Annotated in this window: 19 protein-coding genes; all 19 read right to left on the bottom strand. The window is 69.6% G+C overall.

The features are described 5' to 3' along the window. Window positions 1-109: 109 nt before the first annotated feature. Window positions 110-1372 (bottom strand): N-acetylglucosamine-6-phosphate deacetylase, encoded by a 1263-nt coding sequence (locus BLU20_RS06220; RefSeq protein ID WP_083371974.1) that lies wholly within the window; start codon window positions 1370-1372, stop codon window positions 110-112. Window positions 1373-1454: 82 nt separating this feature from the next. After that, a complete protein-coding gene (nucS, locus tag BLU20_RS06215; RefSeq protein ID WP_083371973.1) occupies window positions 1455-2150 on the bottom strand; it encodes an endonuclease NucS in 696 nt (231 codons plus the stop codon). A 44-nt stretch (window positions 2151-2194) separates the two neighbouring features. After that, window positions 2195-2614: a DUF2550 domain-containing protein gene (locus BLU20_RS06210; protein ID WP_083371972.1), complete on the bottom strand. Its 420-nt coding sequence runs from the start codon at window positions 2612-2614 to the stop codon at window positions 2195-2197. A 10-nt stretch (window positions 2615-2624) separates the two neighbouring features. Beyond that, window positions 2625-2903, bottom strand: a complete 279-nt coding sequence (locus tag BLU20_RS06205; RefSeq protein ID WP_029253197.1) for a F0F1 ATP synthase subunit epsilon — start codon at window positions 2901-2903, stop codon at window positions 2625-2627. 76 nt (window positions 2904-2979) lie between these two features. Further along, window positions 2980-4461: a F0F1 ATP synthase subunit beta gene (gene atpD, locus BLU20_RS06200; protein ID WP_083371971.1), complete on the bottom strand. Its 1482-nt coding sequence runs from the start codon at window positions 4459-4461 to the stop codon at window positions 2980-2982. Between the two features lie 61 nt (window positions 4462-4522). Continuing rightward, window positions 4523-5416: a F0F1 ATP synthase subunit gamma gene (locus BLU20_RS06195; protein ID WP_029253195.1), complete on the bottom strand. Its 894-nt coding sequence runs from the start codon at window positions 5414-5416 to the stop codon at window positions 4523-4525. A gap of 2 nt (window positions 5417-5418) precedes the next feature. Then, complete coding sequence (atpA, locus tag BLU20_RS06190) at window positions 5419-7047, bottom strand: F0F1 ATP synthase subunit alpha (protein WP_029253194.1); 1629 nt, start codon at window positions 7045-7047, stop codon at window positions 5419-5421. Between the two features lie 74 nt (window positions 7048-7121). After that, complete coding sequence (locus BLU20_RS06185) at window positions 7122-7934, bottom strand: F0F1 ATP synthase subunit delta (protein WP_083371970.1); 813 nt, start codon at window positions 7932-7934, stop codon at window positions 7122-7124. Further along, a complete protein-coding gene (locus BLU20_RS06180; protein WP_043109811.1) occupies window positions 7934-8518 on the bottom strand; it encodes a F0F1 ATP synthase subunit B in 585 nt (194 codons plus the stop codon). Before BLU20_RS06180 ends, BLU20_RS06185 begins: the two co-directional genes overlap by 1 nt. Continuing rightward, window positions 8518-8748: an ATP synthase F0 subunit C gene (locus BLU20_RS06175; protein WP_029253191.1), complete on the bottom strand. Its 231-nt coding sequence runs from the start codon at window positions 8746-8748 to the stop codon at window positions 8518-8520. Before BLU20_RS06175 ends, BLU20_RS06180 begins: the two co-directional genes overlap by 1 nt. Window positions 8749-8836: 88 nt before the next feature. Further along, a complete protein-coding gene (gene atpB / locus BLU20_RS06170; RefSeq protein ID WP_231959323.1) occupies window positions 8837-9709 on the bottom strand; it encodes a F0F1 ATP synthase subunit A in 873 nt (290 codons plus the stop codon). 122 nt (window positions 9710-9831) lie between these two features. Then, on the bottom strand, window positions 9832-10311 hold the full coding sequence (locus tag BLU20_RS06165) for a hypothetical protein (protein ID WP_083371969.1): 480 nt from the start codon (window positions 10309-10311) through the stop codon (window positions 9832-9834). Further along, window positions 10308-11453, bottom strand: coding sequence for an MraY family glycosyltransferase (locus BLU20_RS06160; protein ID WP_052367029.1), 1146 nt, complete (start codon window positions 11451-11453; stop codon window positions 10308-10310). Before BLU20_RS06160 ends, BLU20_RS06165 begins: the two co-directional genes overlap by 4 nt. Then, window positions 11450-12106: an L-threonylcarbamoyladenylate synthase gene (locus BLU20_RS06155; RefSeq protein WP_157270348.1), complete on the bottom strand. Its 657-nt coding sequence runs from the start codon at window positions 12104-12106 to the stop codon at window positions 11450-11452. Before BLU20_RS06155 ends, BLU20_RS06160 begins: the two co-directional genes overlap by 4 nt. Window positions 12107-12111: 5 nt before the next feature. Next, on the bottom strand, window positions 12112-12987 hold the full coding sequence (gene prmC / locus BLU20_RS06150; RefSeq protein WP_083371968.1) for a peptide chain release factor N(5)-glutamine methyltransferase: 876 nt from the start codon (window positions 12985-12987) through the stop codon (window positions 12112-12114). Then, complete coding sequence (gene prfA / locus BLU20_RS06145; protein ID WP_083371967.1) at window positions 12984-14069, bottom strand: peptide chain release factor 1; 1086 nt, start codon at window positions 14067-14069, stop codon at window positions 12984-12986. The genes prmC and prfA overlap by 4 nt, the downstream gene beginning before the upstream one ends. Window positions 14070-14189: 120 nt before the next feature. Continuing rightward, the gene (gene rpmE / locus BLU20_RS06140; protein WP_029253184.1) at window positions 14190-14402 is read right to left on the bottom strand and encodes a 50S ribosomal protein L31; all 213 of its coding nucleotides are present in this window, start codon (window positions 14400-14402) and stop codon (window positions 14190-14192) included. A 124-nt stretch (window positions 14403-14526) separates the two neighbouring features. After that, window positions 14527-16530, bottom strand: coding sequence for a transcription termination factor Rho (gene rho, locus BLU20_RS06135; protein ID WP_231959322.1), 2004 nt, complete (start codon window positions 16528-16530; stop codon window positions 14527-14529). Window positions 16531-16763: 233 nt separating this feature from the next. Further along, window positions 16764-17708, bottom strand: a complete 945-nt coding sequence (gene thrB, locus BLU20_RS06130; RefSeq protein ID WP_083371965.1) for a homoserine kinase — start codon at window positions 17706-17708, stop codon at window positions 16764-16766. Window positions 17709-17718 lie beyond the last annotated feature (10 nt).

Below are 17718 nucleotides of genomic sequence, written 5' to 3'. Positions count from 1 at the left end.
CGAATCGATTCGATCCTACCGGCGGGCGGACACACGGTCGACCCCGGCCCACCTCCACCGAGGCCTGGACACGCGATCGACCGGTGCGCACGAGGCGGGCGCCCCGGGATCAGGCGGTCGGCACGTCCAGCACGTCGACACCGTTGCGCAGAACCCGCACCGGATGCAGATCGGCGTCGGTCACGACGATGTCCGCGCGACGTCCGACCTCGAGCGCGCCGATGTCCGCTCGCCCGATCACACCTGCCGGGGTGGTCGAGGCCGATCGCACCGCGTCGACGAGAGGAACCCCGGCGCCCGCGACCGTCTCTCGCACGACGTCGAGCAGGTGGTAGGTGCCACCGGCGATCGAGCCGCCGTCGGCCAGACGCGCGACGCCGTCGGCGACCGTCACCGCCATCGGCCCGAGCTCGTACGTCCCGTCCGCCATGCCGGCAGCAGCCATCGCATCGGTGACCAGGACGATGTTGTCCGACCCCACCATGTCGAACACGCTGCGCGCGGTACCGTGCGCGACATGCGTCCCGTCGCTGATCAGCTCCACGACCAGCTCCCCGCGAGCGGCCGCGGCGAGGCAGGCGGCGATCGGGCCCGGCGCACGGTGGTGGAGCGGACGCATGCCGTTGAAGAGGTGTGTCGCCGTCGGGCGGCACCCTGCCTCGGCGAGGGGGGACCGTGCGATCGCGGCGAGTGCGGTCCGGATCGCCTCCTCCGTCTGCTCCGTGGTCGCGTCGGTGTGCCCGACCGACGGCAGCACACCACTGTCCACCAGCGCCTCGATCGCTCCGCCGGTGCCGTCGACGCCGGGGACCTCCGGTGCGACGGTCATCGTCCGGACATACCCGCGACCGGCCGCGGCGATCGCCCGCACGAGCTCGGCGTCACCGTCGAGCATGTCGTGCGGGTTCTGCGCGCCACAGCGCACCTCGGACAGGAACGGCCCCTCGAGGTGGATCCCGACGACGTCCCCCGCGTCGGCGAGGTCCGCGAGGTTCGCGACCCGCTGGAGAAGGGTGTCGCGGTCCGCGGTCACGAGCGAGGCGACGAGACTCGTGGTCCCGTGTCGCAGGTGCTCGCTGCTGGCGACCCGCGCCTCGTCGACCGACGTCGCGTCCGGGAAGCTCGCGCCTCCGCCGCCGTGGTCGTGGAGGTCCACAAGACCCGGAAGAACGGTCGTACCCTCGACCGGGGCCTCGGGCATCACGGCGGAGTACCCGGACGAGACCGCCTCGTCGTGGCTCCCGACGAAGACGAGGAGACCGTCGGCGCTCACGACGACCCCGTCGTCGATCACCGCGACCGGGGTGACGACCCGTCCACGGACGGCGTGCAGGGCGACGGGCGAGTCAGCGGGCGCGGTGTGCGAGGTCATGCCCCCATTGTGCCCACTTCGCACGCACTCCGCACTAACCCGTCCCGCGGTGTGATCACATCACGTGGCCCGGACTGGACACTCAGAAGAGGCGCGAGTCCACGTCGTCGACCCCGCGCATCGCGTCATAGTCCAGGACCAGGCAGGAGATTCCGCGATCGGTGGCCAGGACGCGTGCCTGGGGCTTGATCTCCTGGGCGGCAAAGACACCGCGCACGGGAGCGAGCAGCGGGTCCCGGTTCATCAGCTCGAGGTAGCGGGTCAGCTGCTCGACCCCGTCGATGTCGCCTCGTCGCTTGATCTCCACCGCGACCGATCCACCCTCGCCGTCCTTGGCGAGGATGTCGACCGGTCCGATCGCCGTCATGTACTCGCGACGGACGAGCGTGTGCCCGTCGCCGAGAAGTTCGATCTGCGCGGCGAGCATCTCCTGCAGATGAGCCTCCACGCCGTCTTTGATCAGGCCGGGGTCGACGCCGAGGTCGTGCGCGGAGTCGTGATGGGTGGCGTGCAGCTCGATCTCGAGCCGATCGTCGCTCTTGCGGTGCTGGACCGTCCAGACCTCGACGACACCGCGAGACCGCGCCTCGTCGTCTGGCTCGCCCACGGACATGGTGCAGGGCGGACTCATCCAGTTCAGCGGCTTGTAGGACCCGCCGTCAGAGTGCAGCAGCACCGAGCCGTCGGCCTTGACGACGAGGAGCCGTGTCGCGAGCGGGAGATGGGCCGTCAGACGGCCGGAATAGCGGGCAGAACACTCAGCGACGACGAGACGCACGGACGCTCCTGACGATTCGTCCCGACCGCTGCAGCGCCGGGGACCTAGACGACGACGCCCCGGAGGCTGGGCGGGGCCGCCTCCATCCAGGAGGCGAACCCGGTGTACGCGTCCGGGGCCATGAAAAGTTCGAGCTCCTCGCCGCGGCAGGAGCAGGTGACACGGTAGTCGCTCGCGGGGTCGGACGCATCGACGAGCTCGCGTCCACGGATGACGATCTCGTCGCGCCGCCATGACCTGCCCGGGCGGAACGAGACCGACCAGCACCGCCACCAGTCGATGCGACCGGCACCGTAGACGGCCACCCCTGCGCGGGGGCGCCCACCGGCGGCGACGCCCATCTGCACGGCGCAGGAGAACGAGCCGACCCGGTGGTTAAGACCACGAAGACGGACCACCGCGAGGACGAGCAGCAGGATCACCGCACAGGCGATCCCGACACCGATCCACGCGAGGCCCGTCATCAGGTGGACCTCAGCGAACCTTCTCGCCGCGGTGGACCTCGACCTGGTCGGCCACGATCGTCACCTGGTCCGCGTCGACGGAGAGAAATCCGCCGGTCACCGTGCCCGACACCGGTGCACCCTCGACCGGCGTGATGACGACGCGACCCGCACGCAGGCTGGCCAGGAGCGGTGCGTGACCGACACGGATGCCGACCTCACCCTCGGAGGCGGGCGCGGTGACGCCCCGCGCGACGCCGGACCAGATCTTGCGGTCGGTGGCGACGATGTCGACGTTCAGATGTGCCACAGCGAACTCCTTGTTCCTGGACTCGAGAGGATGGGACTACGGTGCCCACGCGGCATGCGCGTGGGCACCGTCGGGATCAGTTCCCGTACTCCTTCTGGATCTTGGCCCAGTTGCGCTCGAGGTCCTCGAGGCCACCGATGTTGTAGAACGCCTGCTCGGCGATGTGGTCGAACTCGCCGTCCGCGATCTTCGTGAACGCCTCGATGGTCTCCGAGAGCGGAACCGTCGAGCCGACGACACCGGTGAACTTCTCGGCCATGTAGGTGTTCTGCGAGAGGAACTGCTGGATGCGGCGTGCACGCGCCACGACCGTCTTGTCCTCCTCCGACAGCTCGTCGACACCGAGGATCGCGATGATGTCCTGCAGCTCCTTGTTGCGCTGCAGGATCGACTTCACGCGGGTCGCGGTCTCGTAGTGCGCCTGGCCCACGTACCGCGGGTCGAGGATGCGCGAGCTCGACGTGAGCGGGTCGACGGCCGGGTAGAGGCCCTTCGACGCGATCTCACGGGAGAGCTCGGTGGTCGCGTCGAGGTGGGCGAACGTCGTCGCCGGCGCGGGGTCGGTGTAGTCGTCGGCCGGCACGTAGATCGCCTGCAGGGAGGTGATCGAGTGACCACGCGTCGACGTGATGCGCTCCTGGAGGAGACCCATCTCGTCGGCGAGGTTCGGCTGGTAGCCCACCGCGGACGGCATGCGCCCGAGCAGCGTCGACACCTCGGAGCCCGCCTGCGTGAAGCGGAAGATGTTATCGATGAAGAGCAGGACGTCCTGCTTCTTCACGTCGCGGAAGTACTCCGCCATCGTCAGTGCCGAGAGAGCGACGCGAAGACGCGTGCCCGGCGGCTCGTCCATCTGGCCGAAGACGAGGGCCGTCTTGTCGAAGACACCTGCCTCCTCCATCTCGACGATGAGGTCGTTGCCCTCACGGGTACGCTCCCCGACACCGGCGAACACGGAGACACCGCCGTGGTTCTGGGCGACGCGCTGGATCATCTCCTGGATGAGGACCGTCTTGCCGACGCCCGCACCACCGAAGAGGCCGATCTTTCCACCCTGGACGTAGGGCGTCAGCAGGTCGATGACCTTGATGCCGGTCTCGAACATCTGCGTCTTCGACTCGAGCTGGTCGAATGCCGGCGGCTTGCGGTGGATGGGCCAACGCTCTTCGATCTCGAGCTTCTCGCCCTCCTTGAGGTTCAGCACCTCCCCCGTGACGTCGAAGACGTGGCCGCGCGTGACGTCGCCGACCGGCACGGTGATCTGCTCACCGGTGTCGGTGACGACGGCGCCGCGGACGAGTCCGTCGGTCGGCTTCAGAGCGATCGCACGCACGAGCGAGTCACCCAGGTGCTGGGCGACCTCGAGCTTGAGGGTGAACGGCGCTGCGTCCGCACCCTCGCCCGACAGGTCGATCTCGACGGTCAGTGCGTTGTAGATGTCGGGAATCGCGTCCTCGGGGAACTCGATGTCGACGACAGGGCCGATCACACGTGCGACACGGCCCGTTCCGGGGCCGCTCGTGTGCTCGACCTGGGCTTCCGCGGTGGTGGCGGTCATTTCTGGCCTCGCTTCACAGGGCCGGAGATGACTCCGGCACGTTCGATGCTTGTCTGGGTGGTCATGATGCGAGCGCGTCCGCGCCCGAGACGATCTCGGAGATCTCCTGGGTGATCTCGCTCTGTCGAGCCTGGTTGGCAAGGCGCGTGTAGTTGCGCACCAGGTCCTCCGCGTTGTCGACGGCCGTGTGCATCGCCCGCTGACGTGCGGCGAGCTCCGACGCGGCGGCCTCGAGGAGGAACGAGAAGATCCTGCTCCGGACGTAGCGCGGCAGGAGCGCGTCGAGGACGGACTCCGCCGACGGTTCGAAGTCGTAGAGCGGCAGCACGTCGTCGTCTCCCGGCTCGACGACGCCCTCGACGACCTCCAGAGGAAGCATCCGGACGACGCGCGGAACCTGCGACACCATGCTGACGAACTGCGTGTACACGACGTGCATCTCGGCGACGCCGCCCTCCTCCGCCGGAGCGAGGAAGGCGTTGAGGAGCGTCGACGAGATCTCCCCGGCCGTCTCGGACGACGGTGAGTCGGAACCCTCCGTCCACGTCCCGGCGAGCTCACGCCCACGGAACCGGAAGTAGGACTCCGCACGTCGGCCTGCGACGTACAGAGAGACCTCCTTGCCTGCCTCCTGGAGACGAGCGATCAGACGCTCGGCCTCGCGGATGATCGACGCCGAGTAGGCGCCGGCCATTCCACGGTCCGAGGCCACGACGAGGACGGCGACCCGCTGGGTGTCCGTCCGCTCCGACGTCAGCGGGTGGGAGTCCGACGTGTGCGTCGCCACGGCCGAGACGGCCGTGGTGATCGCCGTCGCGTACGGTTCGGCCGCAGCCGTCCGCTCACGAGCCTTGCCGATCCGAGACGCGGCGATCAACTCCTGCGCACGGAACATCTTCTTCAGCGACTGCGTCGACTTGATCCGCTGCTTGTAGACGCGTTGTGCCCCGGCCATCGTCAGGCCTTCTTCTGGCGAACGATCTGCTCCTGCTCGACCTGGACCGACTCATCGTCGGCGTCTCCACCGATCAGAGGTGAGCCGTCAGCCTTCAGGAAGCCCTGGCGGAACTCGTCGATCGACGCGACGAGCGCCTCCGTGGTCGAGTCCTCGAGCTTTCCGGTGCTCGCGATGTCCGTCAGGACGCTGGTCGACCGGCGCAGGTGGTCGAGGTACTCCGACTCGAACCGGCGCACGTCCTCGACAGGCACGTCGTCCAGGTGGCCGTTGGTGCCGGCCCAGATCGAGACGACCTGGTCCTCGACGGGGTACGGCGTGTACTGCCCCTGCTTGAGGAGCTCCATCAGCACGGCACCACGTGCCAGCTGACCACGCGAGGACGCGTCCAGGTCCGAGGCGAACATCGCGAACGCCTCAAGCGACCGGAACTGCGCGAGCTCGAGCTTGAGCGTTCCCGAGACCTTCTTCATGGCCTTGACCTGTGCGGCACCACCGACACGCGAGACCGAGATACCCACGTCGACCGCAGGACGCTGGTCGGCGTTGAAGAGGTCGGACTGCAAGAAGATCTGACCGTCCGTGATCGAGATGACGTTGGTCGGGATGAACGCCGAGACGTCGTTGGCCTTCGTCTCGATGATCGGCAGACCCGTCATCGAACCGCCGCCCAGCGCGTCCGACAGCTTTGCACAACGCTCGAGCAGGCGGGAGTGCAGGTAGAAGACGTCACCGGGGTAGGCCTCGCGGCCCGGCGGGCGACGGAGGAGCAGCGACACGGCACGGTACGCGTCGGCCTGCTTCGACAGGTCGTCGAAGATGACCAGGACGTGCTTGCCGGCGTACATCCAGTGCTGCCCGATGGCCGAACCGGTGTACGGGGCGAGGTACTTGAAGCCCGCCGGGTCGGAGGCCGGAGCAGCGACGATCGTCGTGTACTCCAGCGCGCCGGCCTCTTCGAGCGCTCCACGCACCGAGGCGATGGTCGAGCCCTTCTGGCCCACGGCGACGTAGATGCAGCGAACCTGCTTGTCGGGGTCGCCCGAGTCCCAGTTGGCCTTCTGGTTGATGATCGTGTCGATCGCGATCGCCGTCTTGCCGGTCTGGCGGTCACCGATGATGAGCTGACGCTGGCCACGGCCGACGGGGATCATCGAGTCGATCGCCTTGATGCCGGTCTGCAGCGGCTCGTCGACCGACTTGCGGTCCATGACGCCGGGCGCCTGGAGCTCGAGGGCGCGACGCCCCTCCGCCTCGATCTCGCCGAGCCCGTCGATCGGGTCGCCGAGCGGGTCGACCACACGGCCGAGGTAGTTGTCACCGACGGGGACCGAGAGGACCTCGCCCGTCCGGCGAACCTCCTGCCCCTCCTCGATACCGGTGAACTCACCGAGGATGACGACACCGATCTGGCGTACGTCGAGGTTCAGTGCGAGGCCGAGAGTCCCGTCCTCGAACTTGAGCAGCTCGTTCGCCATAGCGCCCGGAAGGCCCTCAACCTGGGCAATGCCGTCGGCGGCCATGGCGACACGGCCCACCTCTTCTGCAACGGCACCTTCCGGCTCGTAAGACTTTACGAAGCTGTCCAGCGCGGACCGGATCTCCTCCGGCCGGATCGTCAGCTCAGCCATTCTCTATCTCCTGTCGTGGCCGCTTCTCGCGGTCGAAGTTCATGGTCGTGCACCGGCCGGAGCCAATGCCCTGGTCAGCCGGCGAGCCGACGGCGTGCGTCGGCAAGGCGGGCGACGATCGTCGAATCGATGACATCGGCACCGACCTGAACCCGGAGGCCGCCGAGGACCTCCGGATCGATGGACACATTGATCTGGACGGCGCGACCGTACGCGCTCTCCAGTGCGGCCGAAATCCGTTCCTGCTGCTCCGTGGTCAACGGGACCGCCGCGGTCACGCTGGCGACGAGCCGGCCGCGACGTTCAGCCGCGACCTCTCCGAGCCAGCGCAGCACCTGCGGGTAGCGGCGACCGCGCAGGGCACGCGTGCCCTGCTCTGCGAGGAAGGCCGTCGCCTCGTCCGCGGTGCCGTGCAGCACCTCGGCGACGAGGGCGACACGACGATCCGGCGCGACGCTGTCGTCGGACAGGGCCTGCCGTGCCTCGCGAGAGCCGTCCAGACCGCGACCGAGCGTGAACAGCTCGTCCTCGACGGTCTCGAGCGCACCGCGCGACTCGGCCGACGCGAGAACCGCGTCCACCGCCAGCCGCTCGAGAGCGTTCGCCAGGTCGACCGCCTCGGACCAGCGCGAACGCGCCAGACCGGAGACGAGGTCGACGACGCGACCGTCGAAGCCGCCGAGGACACCGGCGACGAGCGCCGCCTTGTCCTCGCCGGAACGCGAGGGGTCAGTGAGGGACCGACGGAGCGTCGCGGAACCGTCGAGCGCGCCGACGACCGTGTAGAGCTGCCGTCCGAGCTCGAGCGCCTCGGCGCCCGCGTCCCGCAGGATCGGCTCGAAAAGCTCCCGTGCCTGCTCCAGCGATGCTCCGCTCGTCCCGCGCATCAGCCCTCCTGACCGTTGCTGCCGACGCCTGCCGTGTTCTCCGACTCGAGGTCGGCGAGGAAACGGTCGACGACACGCGACTGACGCGCGTGGTCCTCCAGAGACTCCCCGACGATCTTGGACGCGAGCTCCGTGGCGAGCGATCCGACGTCCGCGCGGAGCGAGATCGACGCCTGCTGGCGCTCGGCCTCGACCTGGCGGTGAGCCGTCTCGAGGATGCGCGTGGCGTCGTCCTGAGCCTTGGTGCGCAGTTCCGCGACGATGGCCGAGCCCTCAGCCCGTGCCTCCTCGCGAATCTTCGCGGCCTCGGTCCGAGCCTCCTGCAGCTGCTGGTGGTACTCCTCCAGCGCCGCAGCGGCCTCGGCCTGGGCCGTCTCTGCCTGGGCGAGCCCGCCCTCGATCTTCTCGGTCCGCTCGTCGAGTACCGCCTGGAACTTCGGCAGGATGTACTTGTAGAAGACGATCGCGATGATGACCAGCACGACGGACGACCAGATGATGTCGTACCACGCTGGGATCAGCAGATCGATACCTTCGACTGCGGAGTCCTCCGCCGCGAGAACGGCGCTGTGCACCGTCGGCATCAGACGAAGAGGAAGCCGGCGACGATGCCGAGCAGCGCGAGGAGCTCGACGAACGCGACGCCGAGGAACATCGTCGCGCGAAGCTGACCGGCAGCCTCGGGCTGACGAGCCATACCCTCGATCGTCTTGCCGATGAGGATGCCGAGGCCGATGCCCGGGCCGATTGCTGCGAGGCCGTAGCCCACAGTCCCGATGTTGCCGGTGACCTCAGCGAGAGTGGTGACGTCCACGATCGTTCCTTCCGTTGGGCGACAGACCGGGCGGTCTGTCGTCTCGTGTTTTCAGCGGGGGTGCGAGGGCCTCGTCGAGGCCCCTGTGTCAGTGTTCTTCGTCGAGCGACAGGTTGATGTACACCGAGGCCAGGAGGCCGAAGATGTACGCCTGCAGTGCGGCGACGAGGAGCTCGAAGAGTGTGAAGGCGAAGCCGCCGGCGAACGTGAGGACGCCGAAGGCCTTCAGCGCCGGAGCAGCCTCGAACAAGAAGTAGCTGGTGGCCGAGAAGCAGAGCACGAGCATGATGTGCCCGGCGACCATGTTCGCCATGAGTCGGATCGCGAGCGACGCGGGCCGGATGATGAGGATCTGCAGGAGCTCGATCGGCGCCACGATGACGTAGATCGGCTTCGGCACACCCGGGGGGAACAGGTTGGCCTTGAGGTACCCGCCGAAACCGTGCTTCCGGATTCCCGCGACCCAGTAGGTCACGAAGACCCAGAGCGCCAGCATGACCGGGAGCCCGATCAGCGCCGTTCCCGCGAGGTTCATGAACGGGATCACGCCCGAGATGTTGAACGTGAGCACGGTCAGGAAGATCACCGTGATCATCGGGACGTAGCGACGCCCGCGCTCCTCACCCATGATCTCGCCGACGATGTTGATCCGGACGAAGTCGAGGATCATCTCGATCGCGTTCTGGAACCGTCCGGGGACGAGCTTGGCGCGCCGCGCGGCGATGACGAAGATCGCGAGCAGCACGATCGTCATGATGACCCGGATCAGCATGACCCGGTTGAACTCGAAGATCGTGCCCTCGAAGAAGATCGCGGGCGGGAAGAAGTCGGTAATCGACGGGGCGTGGAAGCCGCCGCCTTCGCCCTCAGCGGACGCGACGACGGTCAGGGGGGCCGCAAGCGTAAACAGGGGGGACTCCCAGGGGTCTGGGTCTGGCGTACCACTCTTGAGGGGGCACACCGATGGACCTTGCCGTCATGGATTCGGGGTAAGCCTAACGCATCGTTCTTGTGAAAATGAACGCGCACCCGGAATCTGCGTCCCGTGGTCCGGGGACCACGGGTGCGGGGCGCCGGCCGGCATCAGCTCGCGCCCGTCGTTCCGGTTGTCCCGTCACCCTCCGAGGGCTCCACGTAGGGCACACGGCCGCGCTCGACGGCGCGGTAGTCGACGTACGCCGAGGCGACCGCCCCGACCAGCAGCACGACCGCGAACACGTACTTGTCGTAGAAGTCGGCCTGTCGCAGTGCGACGAGCGCGACGACGACCAGCACCATCTTGACGAGCCACCCGCCCATCACGACCGCCGCCATCGTGGTCGGCGTCGAGTCCGCCGTCCGATACATCGTCCAGACGGTCGTCACCGAGAAGATCACCGCGACACCGACGCCGAGCAGCGCACCCCAGACCCCGGGGAGCCCCGCGACGAGGGCTCCCACCGCGACTCCGAGCACGGTAAGGCCGGCGAGCATGACGAGGACGTCGCGGAGTGCTGCCCGGAAGACGCGGCGGGCAGAGCTCGGGGCGGAGGCCCCGGACGAGGGCGCTGGGGTCGTGTTCATCGGTGATCTCCGGCTGTGCTGGGCGAGGGTGCAGGGACTTCAGGGGCGTCGTCGAGGAATCGGCCACGGGTGCGGAGCGGGCCGAGCGTGACCACGAGCGCCCCGACGGCGGCGACGGCGGTGCCGAGCAGCACCCACCGCCAGGGCCACACCACGAGCGCCGCGGTCCCGAAGGCGAACACGGCCGTCCACACGTAGAGGATCAGCACCGCCCGCCGGTGCGAGTGCCCGAGGGCGAGCATGCGGTGGTGCAGGTGGAGACGGTCAGGGTGGAACGGGCTGTGCCCCTGGGCGAGACGACGCAGGACCGCCATCGTCATGTCCAGGAGGGGCAGCAGGAGCACCGCGACCGGCAGGAGGAGCGGGATGAACGCCGGGAACGCCGCGGCGCTCGGGACGGCCGGGTCGATGTTGCCGGTCACGACGATGCCCGCGGCGGCGATGATGAGCCCGAGCACCATCGACCCGGAGTCGCCCATGAAGATCCGCGCGCGGTGGAAGTTGTGGGGCAGGAACCCGACGCAGATCCCGACGAGCGCAGCCATGATCAGCGTCGCGAGGTCGGAGTAGTCCGAGGCGCTCGACTGCACGGTCAGGAGGTAGGTGTAGAGGAAGAACGCGGAGCCGCCGATCGCGATCATCCCGGCGGCGAGGCCGTCGAGACCGTCCACGAAGTTCACCGCGTTCATCGCGATCACGACGACGAGGACCGTGACGAAGAGGGAGACGGCGGGCGACGTCATCGTCAGTCCGCCGATCGGCAGGGTGATCAGCTGGACCCCCCCGAGGGCCATGAAGCAGGCGGCGAGCGCCTGCCCGGCGAGCTTGGCCATCCAGTCGAGGTCCCAGATGTCGTCCGCGATCCCGAGCGCGCACACCAGCAGCGCGCCACCGACCACCGCCCAGGCCTGCCGCTCCGCGAAGACGCCGTCGAGAAAGGGCATCGTGCTCGCGAAGATCACGGCGATCGCGAACCCGAGCGTCATGCCCAGGCCGCCGAGTCGTGGCGTGGGGACCGTGTGGACGTCGCGCTCACGCACTGCCGTCATCGCGCCGCTGCGCAGCGCGACCCACCGGGAGAACGGGGTCAGCAGGAAGGTGGCGGTGGCCGCCACCAGCATGATGAGGAGGTAGACCCTCACGGGCCGGCCTCCACCGGTGGTTCGATCTCCGTGACGGCCTCGAGCTGCTCCCGGCCGACGGCCCCCTGCCGGACGATCCGCAGGGTGGGTGCCGTCGCGTCCACGATGGTGGAGGCCACGCCGCCGGGGGCCTGCCCGCCGTCGAGGTAGACCGCGACCGCGTCGCCGAGCTGTTCGGCCGCGTCCGCGGCGGTCGAGGCGGCAGGGCTGCCCGTACGGTTGGCGCTCGAGACGGCCAGCGGCCCGGTGCGGCGCAGCAGTGCGAGCGCGGCCGGGTGGTCGGGCATCCGCAGTGCGACCGTTCCCTGCGTCTCCCCGAGGTCCCACGCGAGCGAGGGCTGGGCGCGGCAGATGATCGTCAGTCCGCCGGGCCAGAACGCCTCGACCAGGTCGCGGACACCGGGGGGGACGTCGACGGCCAGGCCGTCGAGCGTCCGGGCGTCCGGCACGAGGACGGGCGGCGGCATCTGCCGTCCTCGGCCCTTGGCGGCAAGGAGGGCGGCGACGGCGTCCGCGTCGAAGGCGTCGGCGCCGATCCCGTAGACCGTGTCCGTGGGCAGGACGACGAGGCCACCACGTCCGAGCGCGTTGACCGCCTCGTCGATCGCAGGGCCCCAGGAGTTCTCCGAGCGTGCATCGTGCAGTTTCACCACGCGCGTCAGTCTTTCACGTCCGGCTGTCGTGCCACGACAGCGCGCGGGCGGCCCGTGAGGTCGTCGAGCGTCCGGACGTCGACGAGTCCGGCGTCGGCAGCCGTCCGCCGCGCGAGGTCGGCCTGCACCTCTGCGTGCTCCATCACGAACACTCCCCCGGGCCGCAGCAGCCTGGCTGCCGCGGCGGTGATCCCCCGCGGGACCTCGAAGCCGTCCGCACCGAGCCCGTACAACGCGACACCTGGGTCGTGCCGGGCCACCTCGGGATCCTTGGGGACGGCGTCGGACGGGACGTACGGCGGGTTGGAGACGACGACGTCGACCCTGCCGTCCAGGTCGGCGAACGCGGTCCGTGCGTCACCGCGGACGAGCCGGACGGAGTCGCCCTGCGCAGCGACGTTGCGTCGCGCGAACCCGTACGCCTCCTGGTCGAGCTCGACCGCGTGAACACTGGCGGAGGGAACCTCGTCGGCCACGGCGAGGGCGATCGCACCCGAGCCCGCGCAGAGGTCGACGACGACGACCTCTGCACGGCCGTTGACCCGCAGGGCGGCGTCGATCGCCTCGCCGGCGACGACCTCCGTCTCCGGTCGGGGCACGAAGACGCCGGCACCCACCTCGAGATCGACGTGCCGGAAGGCCGCCCGTCCCGTCAGGTGCTGCAGCGGCACACGCGCGGCACGGCGCACGACGAGCGCGTCCCACCGGCCCCGGAGCTCCTCGGGCACCTCGCTGCAGAGCAGCACGCGGCGCACCACCTCGGACCGCGGCACGTCGAGGAGGAAGGCGAGCAGCAGCTCGGCGTCCGCACGCGGCGACGCGATCCCGGCACGGTCGAAGCGGTCGACGGCGTCGCGGACGAGTACGTCCGCGCCCGTCATGAGCCCGCGCCTGCGAGCCGAGCGGCCTCGTCCGCCTCGATCGCCGACCGGACGACCGGCTCGAGATCTCCGTCGAGCACGTGGTCCAGGTTGTACGCCTTGTAGCCCGTCCGGTGGTCGGCGATCCGGTTCTCGGGGTAGTTGTAGGTGCGGATCCGCTCGGAGCGGTCGACCGTCCGGACCTGCGACCGGCGGATGTCGGCAGCCTCGGAGGCCGCGGCCTCCTGCTGCGCCGCGAGGAGCCGGGCGCGGAGGACGCGCATCGCCTGCTCCCTGTTCTGCAGCTGCGACTTCTCGTTCTGCATCGAGACGACGATCCCCGTCGGGACGTGGGTGATGCGTACCGCGGAGTCGGTGGTGTTCACCGACTGCCCGCCGGGACCCGAGGAGCGGTACACGTCGATCCGCAGGTCGTTCTGGTCGATCTCGACCTCGGTGACGTCCTCGACCTCCGGGAACACGAGCACTCCGACGGCCGAGGTGTGGATCCGTCCCTGTGACTCCGTGACCGGCACCCGCTGGACACGGTGCACCCCGCCCTCGTACTTGAGGTTCGCCCACGCACCGTCCTCGGGCGCCACGTTCCCGCGGGACTTCACCGCGACCTGGACGTCCTTGACGCCTCCGAGCTCGGCATCCGTCGACTCGATGATCTCCGTCGACCAGCCCCGCCGTTCCGCGTATCTCAGGTACATCCGCAGGAGGTCCCCCGCGAAGAGCGCCGACTCGGCGCCGCCCTCGCCGGCCTTGATCTCGAGGATGATGTCTCGCCCGTCGTCCGGGTCACGCGGCACGAGGACACGACGCAGGCGCTCGGACGCGGCCGCGGCGGCCTCCTGCAGCCCGGGCAGCTCGGCGGCGAACGCCTCGTCCTCTGCGGCGAGCTCCTCGGCCGCCTCGGCGTCGTCGGTGGCCTCGCGCCATGCGCGGTAGGCACCGACGACCTGGTTGAGCTCGGCGTACCGGCGGCCCAGGGACCGGGCCCGCCCGGCGTCGGCGTGCACCGACGGGTCGGCGAGCTGCTGCTCGATCTCGGCGTGCTCGGCCAGCATCGGGTGGACGGCGGCAAACTGCTCGGTCACGGGGCGTGCCCTTCGAGAGCTATCGGTGGGTGGTCAGACAAAGACGACGCCGACGGCGCGGCCTGCAGACTGCCCCTAGAGAGGTTGTCGCGGCCGACGCCGCCGGCGTCGTCGGGAGAACTACTTGTTGCGCTTGCCGTAGCGCGCCTCGAACCGTGCCACACGGCCACCGGTGTCGAGGATCTTCTGCTTGCCCGTGTAGAACGGGTGGCACTCGCTGCAGACGTCGGCGTTGATCTTGCCGGACGTCTCGGTGCTGCGCGTGACGAAGGTGTTGCCACAGGTGCAGGACACCTCGGTCACCACGTACTCGGGGTGGATGTCAGCCTTCACGAATCTCTCCTTGTGTGGATGCCCCGGGTCGCCTGCGAATGCCGCAGCCGTGAACCGGAAGCCGGTTACATTGTGCCAGAACCGCGCGGGGGCCGGGAATCATCCCGTCCCCTGCGCGGACCGGTCAGACCGTGCGACCCGGCTGGTCGCCGTCGGCGAAGTTCGCCGGGGTGGTCTTCTGGACCTGCAGCAGGAACTCGACGTTCGAGCTGGTGTCCTTGAGCTTGCCCAGGAGCAGCTCGATGGCCTGCTGCTGGTCGAGCGCGCCCATGACGCGACGCAGCTTGTAGACGATGCCGAGCTCGTCGCGGCTGAGGAGGACCTCTTCACGCCGCGTGCCGGAGGCGTTGACGTCCACGGCGGGGAAGATCCGCTTGTCCGCGAGGTTGCGGGAGAGCCGCAGCTCCATGTTCCCGGTCCCCTTGAACTCCTCGAAGATGACCTCGTCCATCTTCGACCCCGTCTCGACCAGCGCCGAGGCCAGGATCGTCAGGGACCCGCCGTTCTCGATGTTCCGGGCCGCGCCGAAGAACCGCTTGGGCGGGTAGAGCGCCGAGGCGTCGACACCACCCGAGAGGATCCGGCCCGACGCCGGTGCCGCCAGGTTGTAGGCGCGCGACAGACGCGTCAACGAGTCGAGCAGCACGACGACGTCCTGGCCCAGCTCGACCAGACGCTTCGCCCGCTCGATCGCCAGCTCGGCGACGATCGTGTGGTCCGACGCAGGACGGTCGAAGGTCGAGGCGATGACCTCGCCCTTGACGGTCCGCTCCATGTCGGTGACCTCTTCAGGCCGCTCGTCGACCAGGACGACCATGAGATGGACCTCAGGGTTGTTGGTCGTGATCGCATTGGCGATCTGCTGCATGATGATCGTCTTGCCCGCCTTCGGCGGAGCCACGATGAGACCGCGCTGCCCCTTGCCGATCGGCGCGACGATGTCGATGATGCGCGGGGTCAGACGCGTGGCCTCGGTGTTCTCGAGGCGCAGACGCTCCTGCGGGTACAGCGGCGTGAGCTTGCCGAAGTCGGCGCGCTGGCGCGCCTGCTCCGGGGGCATGCCGTTGATCGTGTCGAGGCGTACCAACGCGTTGAACTTGTTGATCCGCGAGTTGCCCTGGCTCGGGGTCTCACCGTCACGGGGCTGGCGGACCGCACCGGTCACCGCGTCACCGCGCCGCAGGCCCGACTTCTTCACCTGGCCGAGCGAGACGTAGACGTCGCTGTTGCCCGGCAGGTAGCCCGAGGTCCGGACGAACGCGTAGTTGTCCATGATGTCGAGGATTCCCGCGACGGGCAGCAGGACGTCGTCCTCCTGCAGCTCGACCTCGTCGAGACTGGCGATGTCCGCGCCCGGGCCACGGGGACGGCTCCGCTTGCGGTCGCGACCACGGTCACGACCGCGGCGCCGACGGCTCCCCCGGCCCTCGTCCTGGTTGCGCCCGTCGCCCTGACGGTCTCCCTGGCGATCGTTCTGGCGCTCTCCCTGACGGGAGCTCTGGCTGCCGCCCTGCTGACCGCCGTCGGCCTTCTGGTCCTGCCCGCGGCCCGCGTCGCCACCGTGCTGCCTGTCGGTGCGCGCCGCGTCGTTCTTCGACTTCTCCGACTTCTGCGCGTCACCCTTGGCACGCGAGCCGTCCCGGTCGTCCTTTGCCGTCTTGCGACGCGATCCCTCGTCGCCGACCCCCTCGACCGAGCGGGCCGCCTGGGCGGCACGCTGGGCGCGGTCGTCGGACTTCGAGACGCGCTCGTCCACGGCGCCGGCACGGGCACCGGTCGTCTCGGAGAGCGCTGCGGCCACGGCGCTCGCGGCGTCGCCGCGCGGCGCACGGGAGCGCTTCTGCGGTGCGTCCGCGTCCGGCGCGCCGCCCGTCTCGGCACCCACGGCAGGAGCCGCCGTGGGTGCCGACCTCGGTGCGCGCTTCGGAGCGCTCGGCGAGGAGCCGCCGTGCGAGGAGCCGCCGTGCGAGGAGATGGCGGCGACCAGGTCGCTCTTGCGCATCTTGGAGGTCCCCTTCACGCCCATCTGCGACGCGATGGCCTGCAGCTCGGGGATGCGGAGGGACCCCAGCGCGCGGGAGTTCTGGCTGCCGCCGGTCGGCGCGGCCGTTTCGGTGGTGTCTGTCACGAAGGACCCTTCCCCCTCGGGTACGCCCGACCGATGACACGGCGGGGCGGTGGGTGGTCGCCCGGCGCTGGACGGCCGGGGTGGTGTGTCGAGCCGCGCATCACGAGCCATGATCAGGCAAGGCGGTGCGGGCGGAAGCTGTCGGCCCGCGGAAGACGCTCCACGCCGAGCGCAGATGTCCCGAGATTCGGGCTCGGTAGACCACGAGATGGTCGACAACTTCGCTCATGCTATCACTGCGAGACGGCGGAACCCCGTCGTGTGACGCGCGTCGCGTGCACTCCCCCATGGTCGATCCCGGGGGTCAGCACCCGCCAGGTCCGCTCGTCGACGAGTTCTCGCAGGTCATGGGCGATCCTGGCGCCGTCCGACGCCGTCGCGAGGATCAGCACCGTCGGCCCGGCGCCCGAGATGGTCGCCGCGTGCCCAGCGTCGCGCAGGCCCCGGACCAGCTCGTACGACGCAGACATGACCTCGGCCCGATACTGCTGGTGGAGTCGGTCCTCGGTCGCCTCGAGCAGGAGGTCGGGCCGCACGGAGAGCGCTGCGGTGAGCAGCGCGGCACGCCCCGCGTTCAGCGCGGCGTCCGCGTGCGGGACCTGAGCCGGCAGGACCCCCCGTGCACGCGAGGTGGCGAGACGGTGCGTCGGCACCACGACGGTCGGGACGACGTCGGCATGCACCGCGAGCGGGATCGCCCGGGGCCCTCGCGCGGCGCGCCACGCGACCGTGGCACCACCCAGGACGGCGGGGGCAGCGTTGTCGGGGTGCCCCTCGAACTCCGTGGCCAGCTCGAGCGTCACCTCGTCCGAGAGGACGTCCGGGTCCTCGACGAGCGCTCGTGCCGCGGTGATCCCCGCGACGACGGCGGCCGCCGACGACCCCAGTCCGCGGCCGTGCGGGATGCGGTTGACGCAGCGCACGTGCAGGCCCGTCAGGGGCGCACCGGCGACCTCGACCGCGGCCTGGAGCGCACGGACGACGAGGTGCGTCTCGTCGGTCGGAACCTCGCCGGCCCCCTCGCCCTCGACCTCGACGACGACCTCCGGCCGGGCGATCGCCCGCACCTCGAGGTCGTCGTAGATCCCGAGGGCGAGCCCGAGCGCGTCGAACCCCGGGCCGAGGTTCGCGCTCGTCGCCGGGACCCTGACGCGTACGTGGTCGGAACCGAGCCGCATGCTGTCCTCC

It is taken from the genome of Paraoerskovia marina (genome assembly GCF_900105445.1).
Lineage (GTDB): Bacteria > Actinomycetota > Actinomycetes > Actinomycetales > Cellulomonadaceae > Paraoerskovia > Paraoerskovia marina.
Note: the sequence above shows the minus strand (reverse complement) of the source record. Positions and strands in the feature narration are given on the sequence as shown.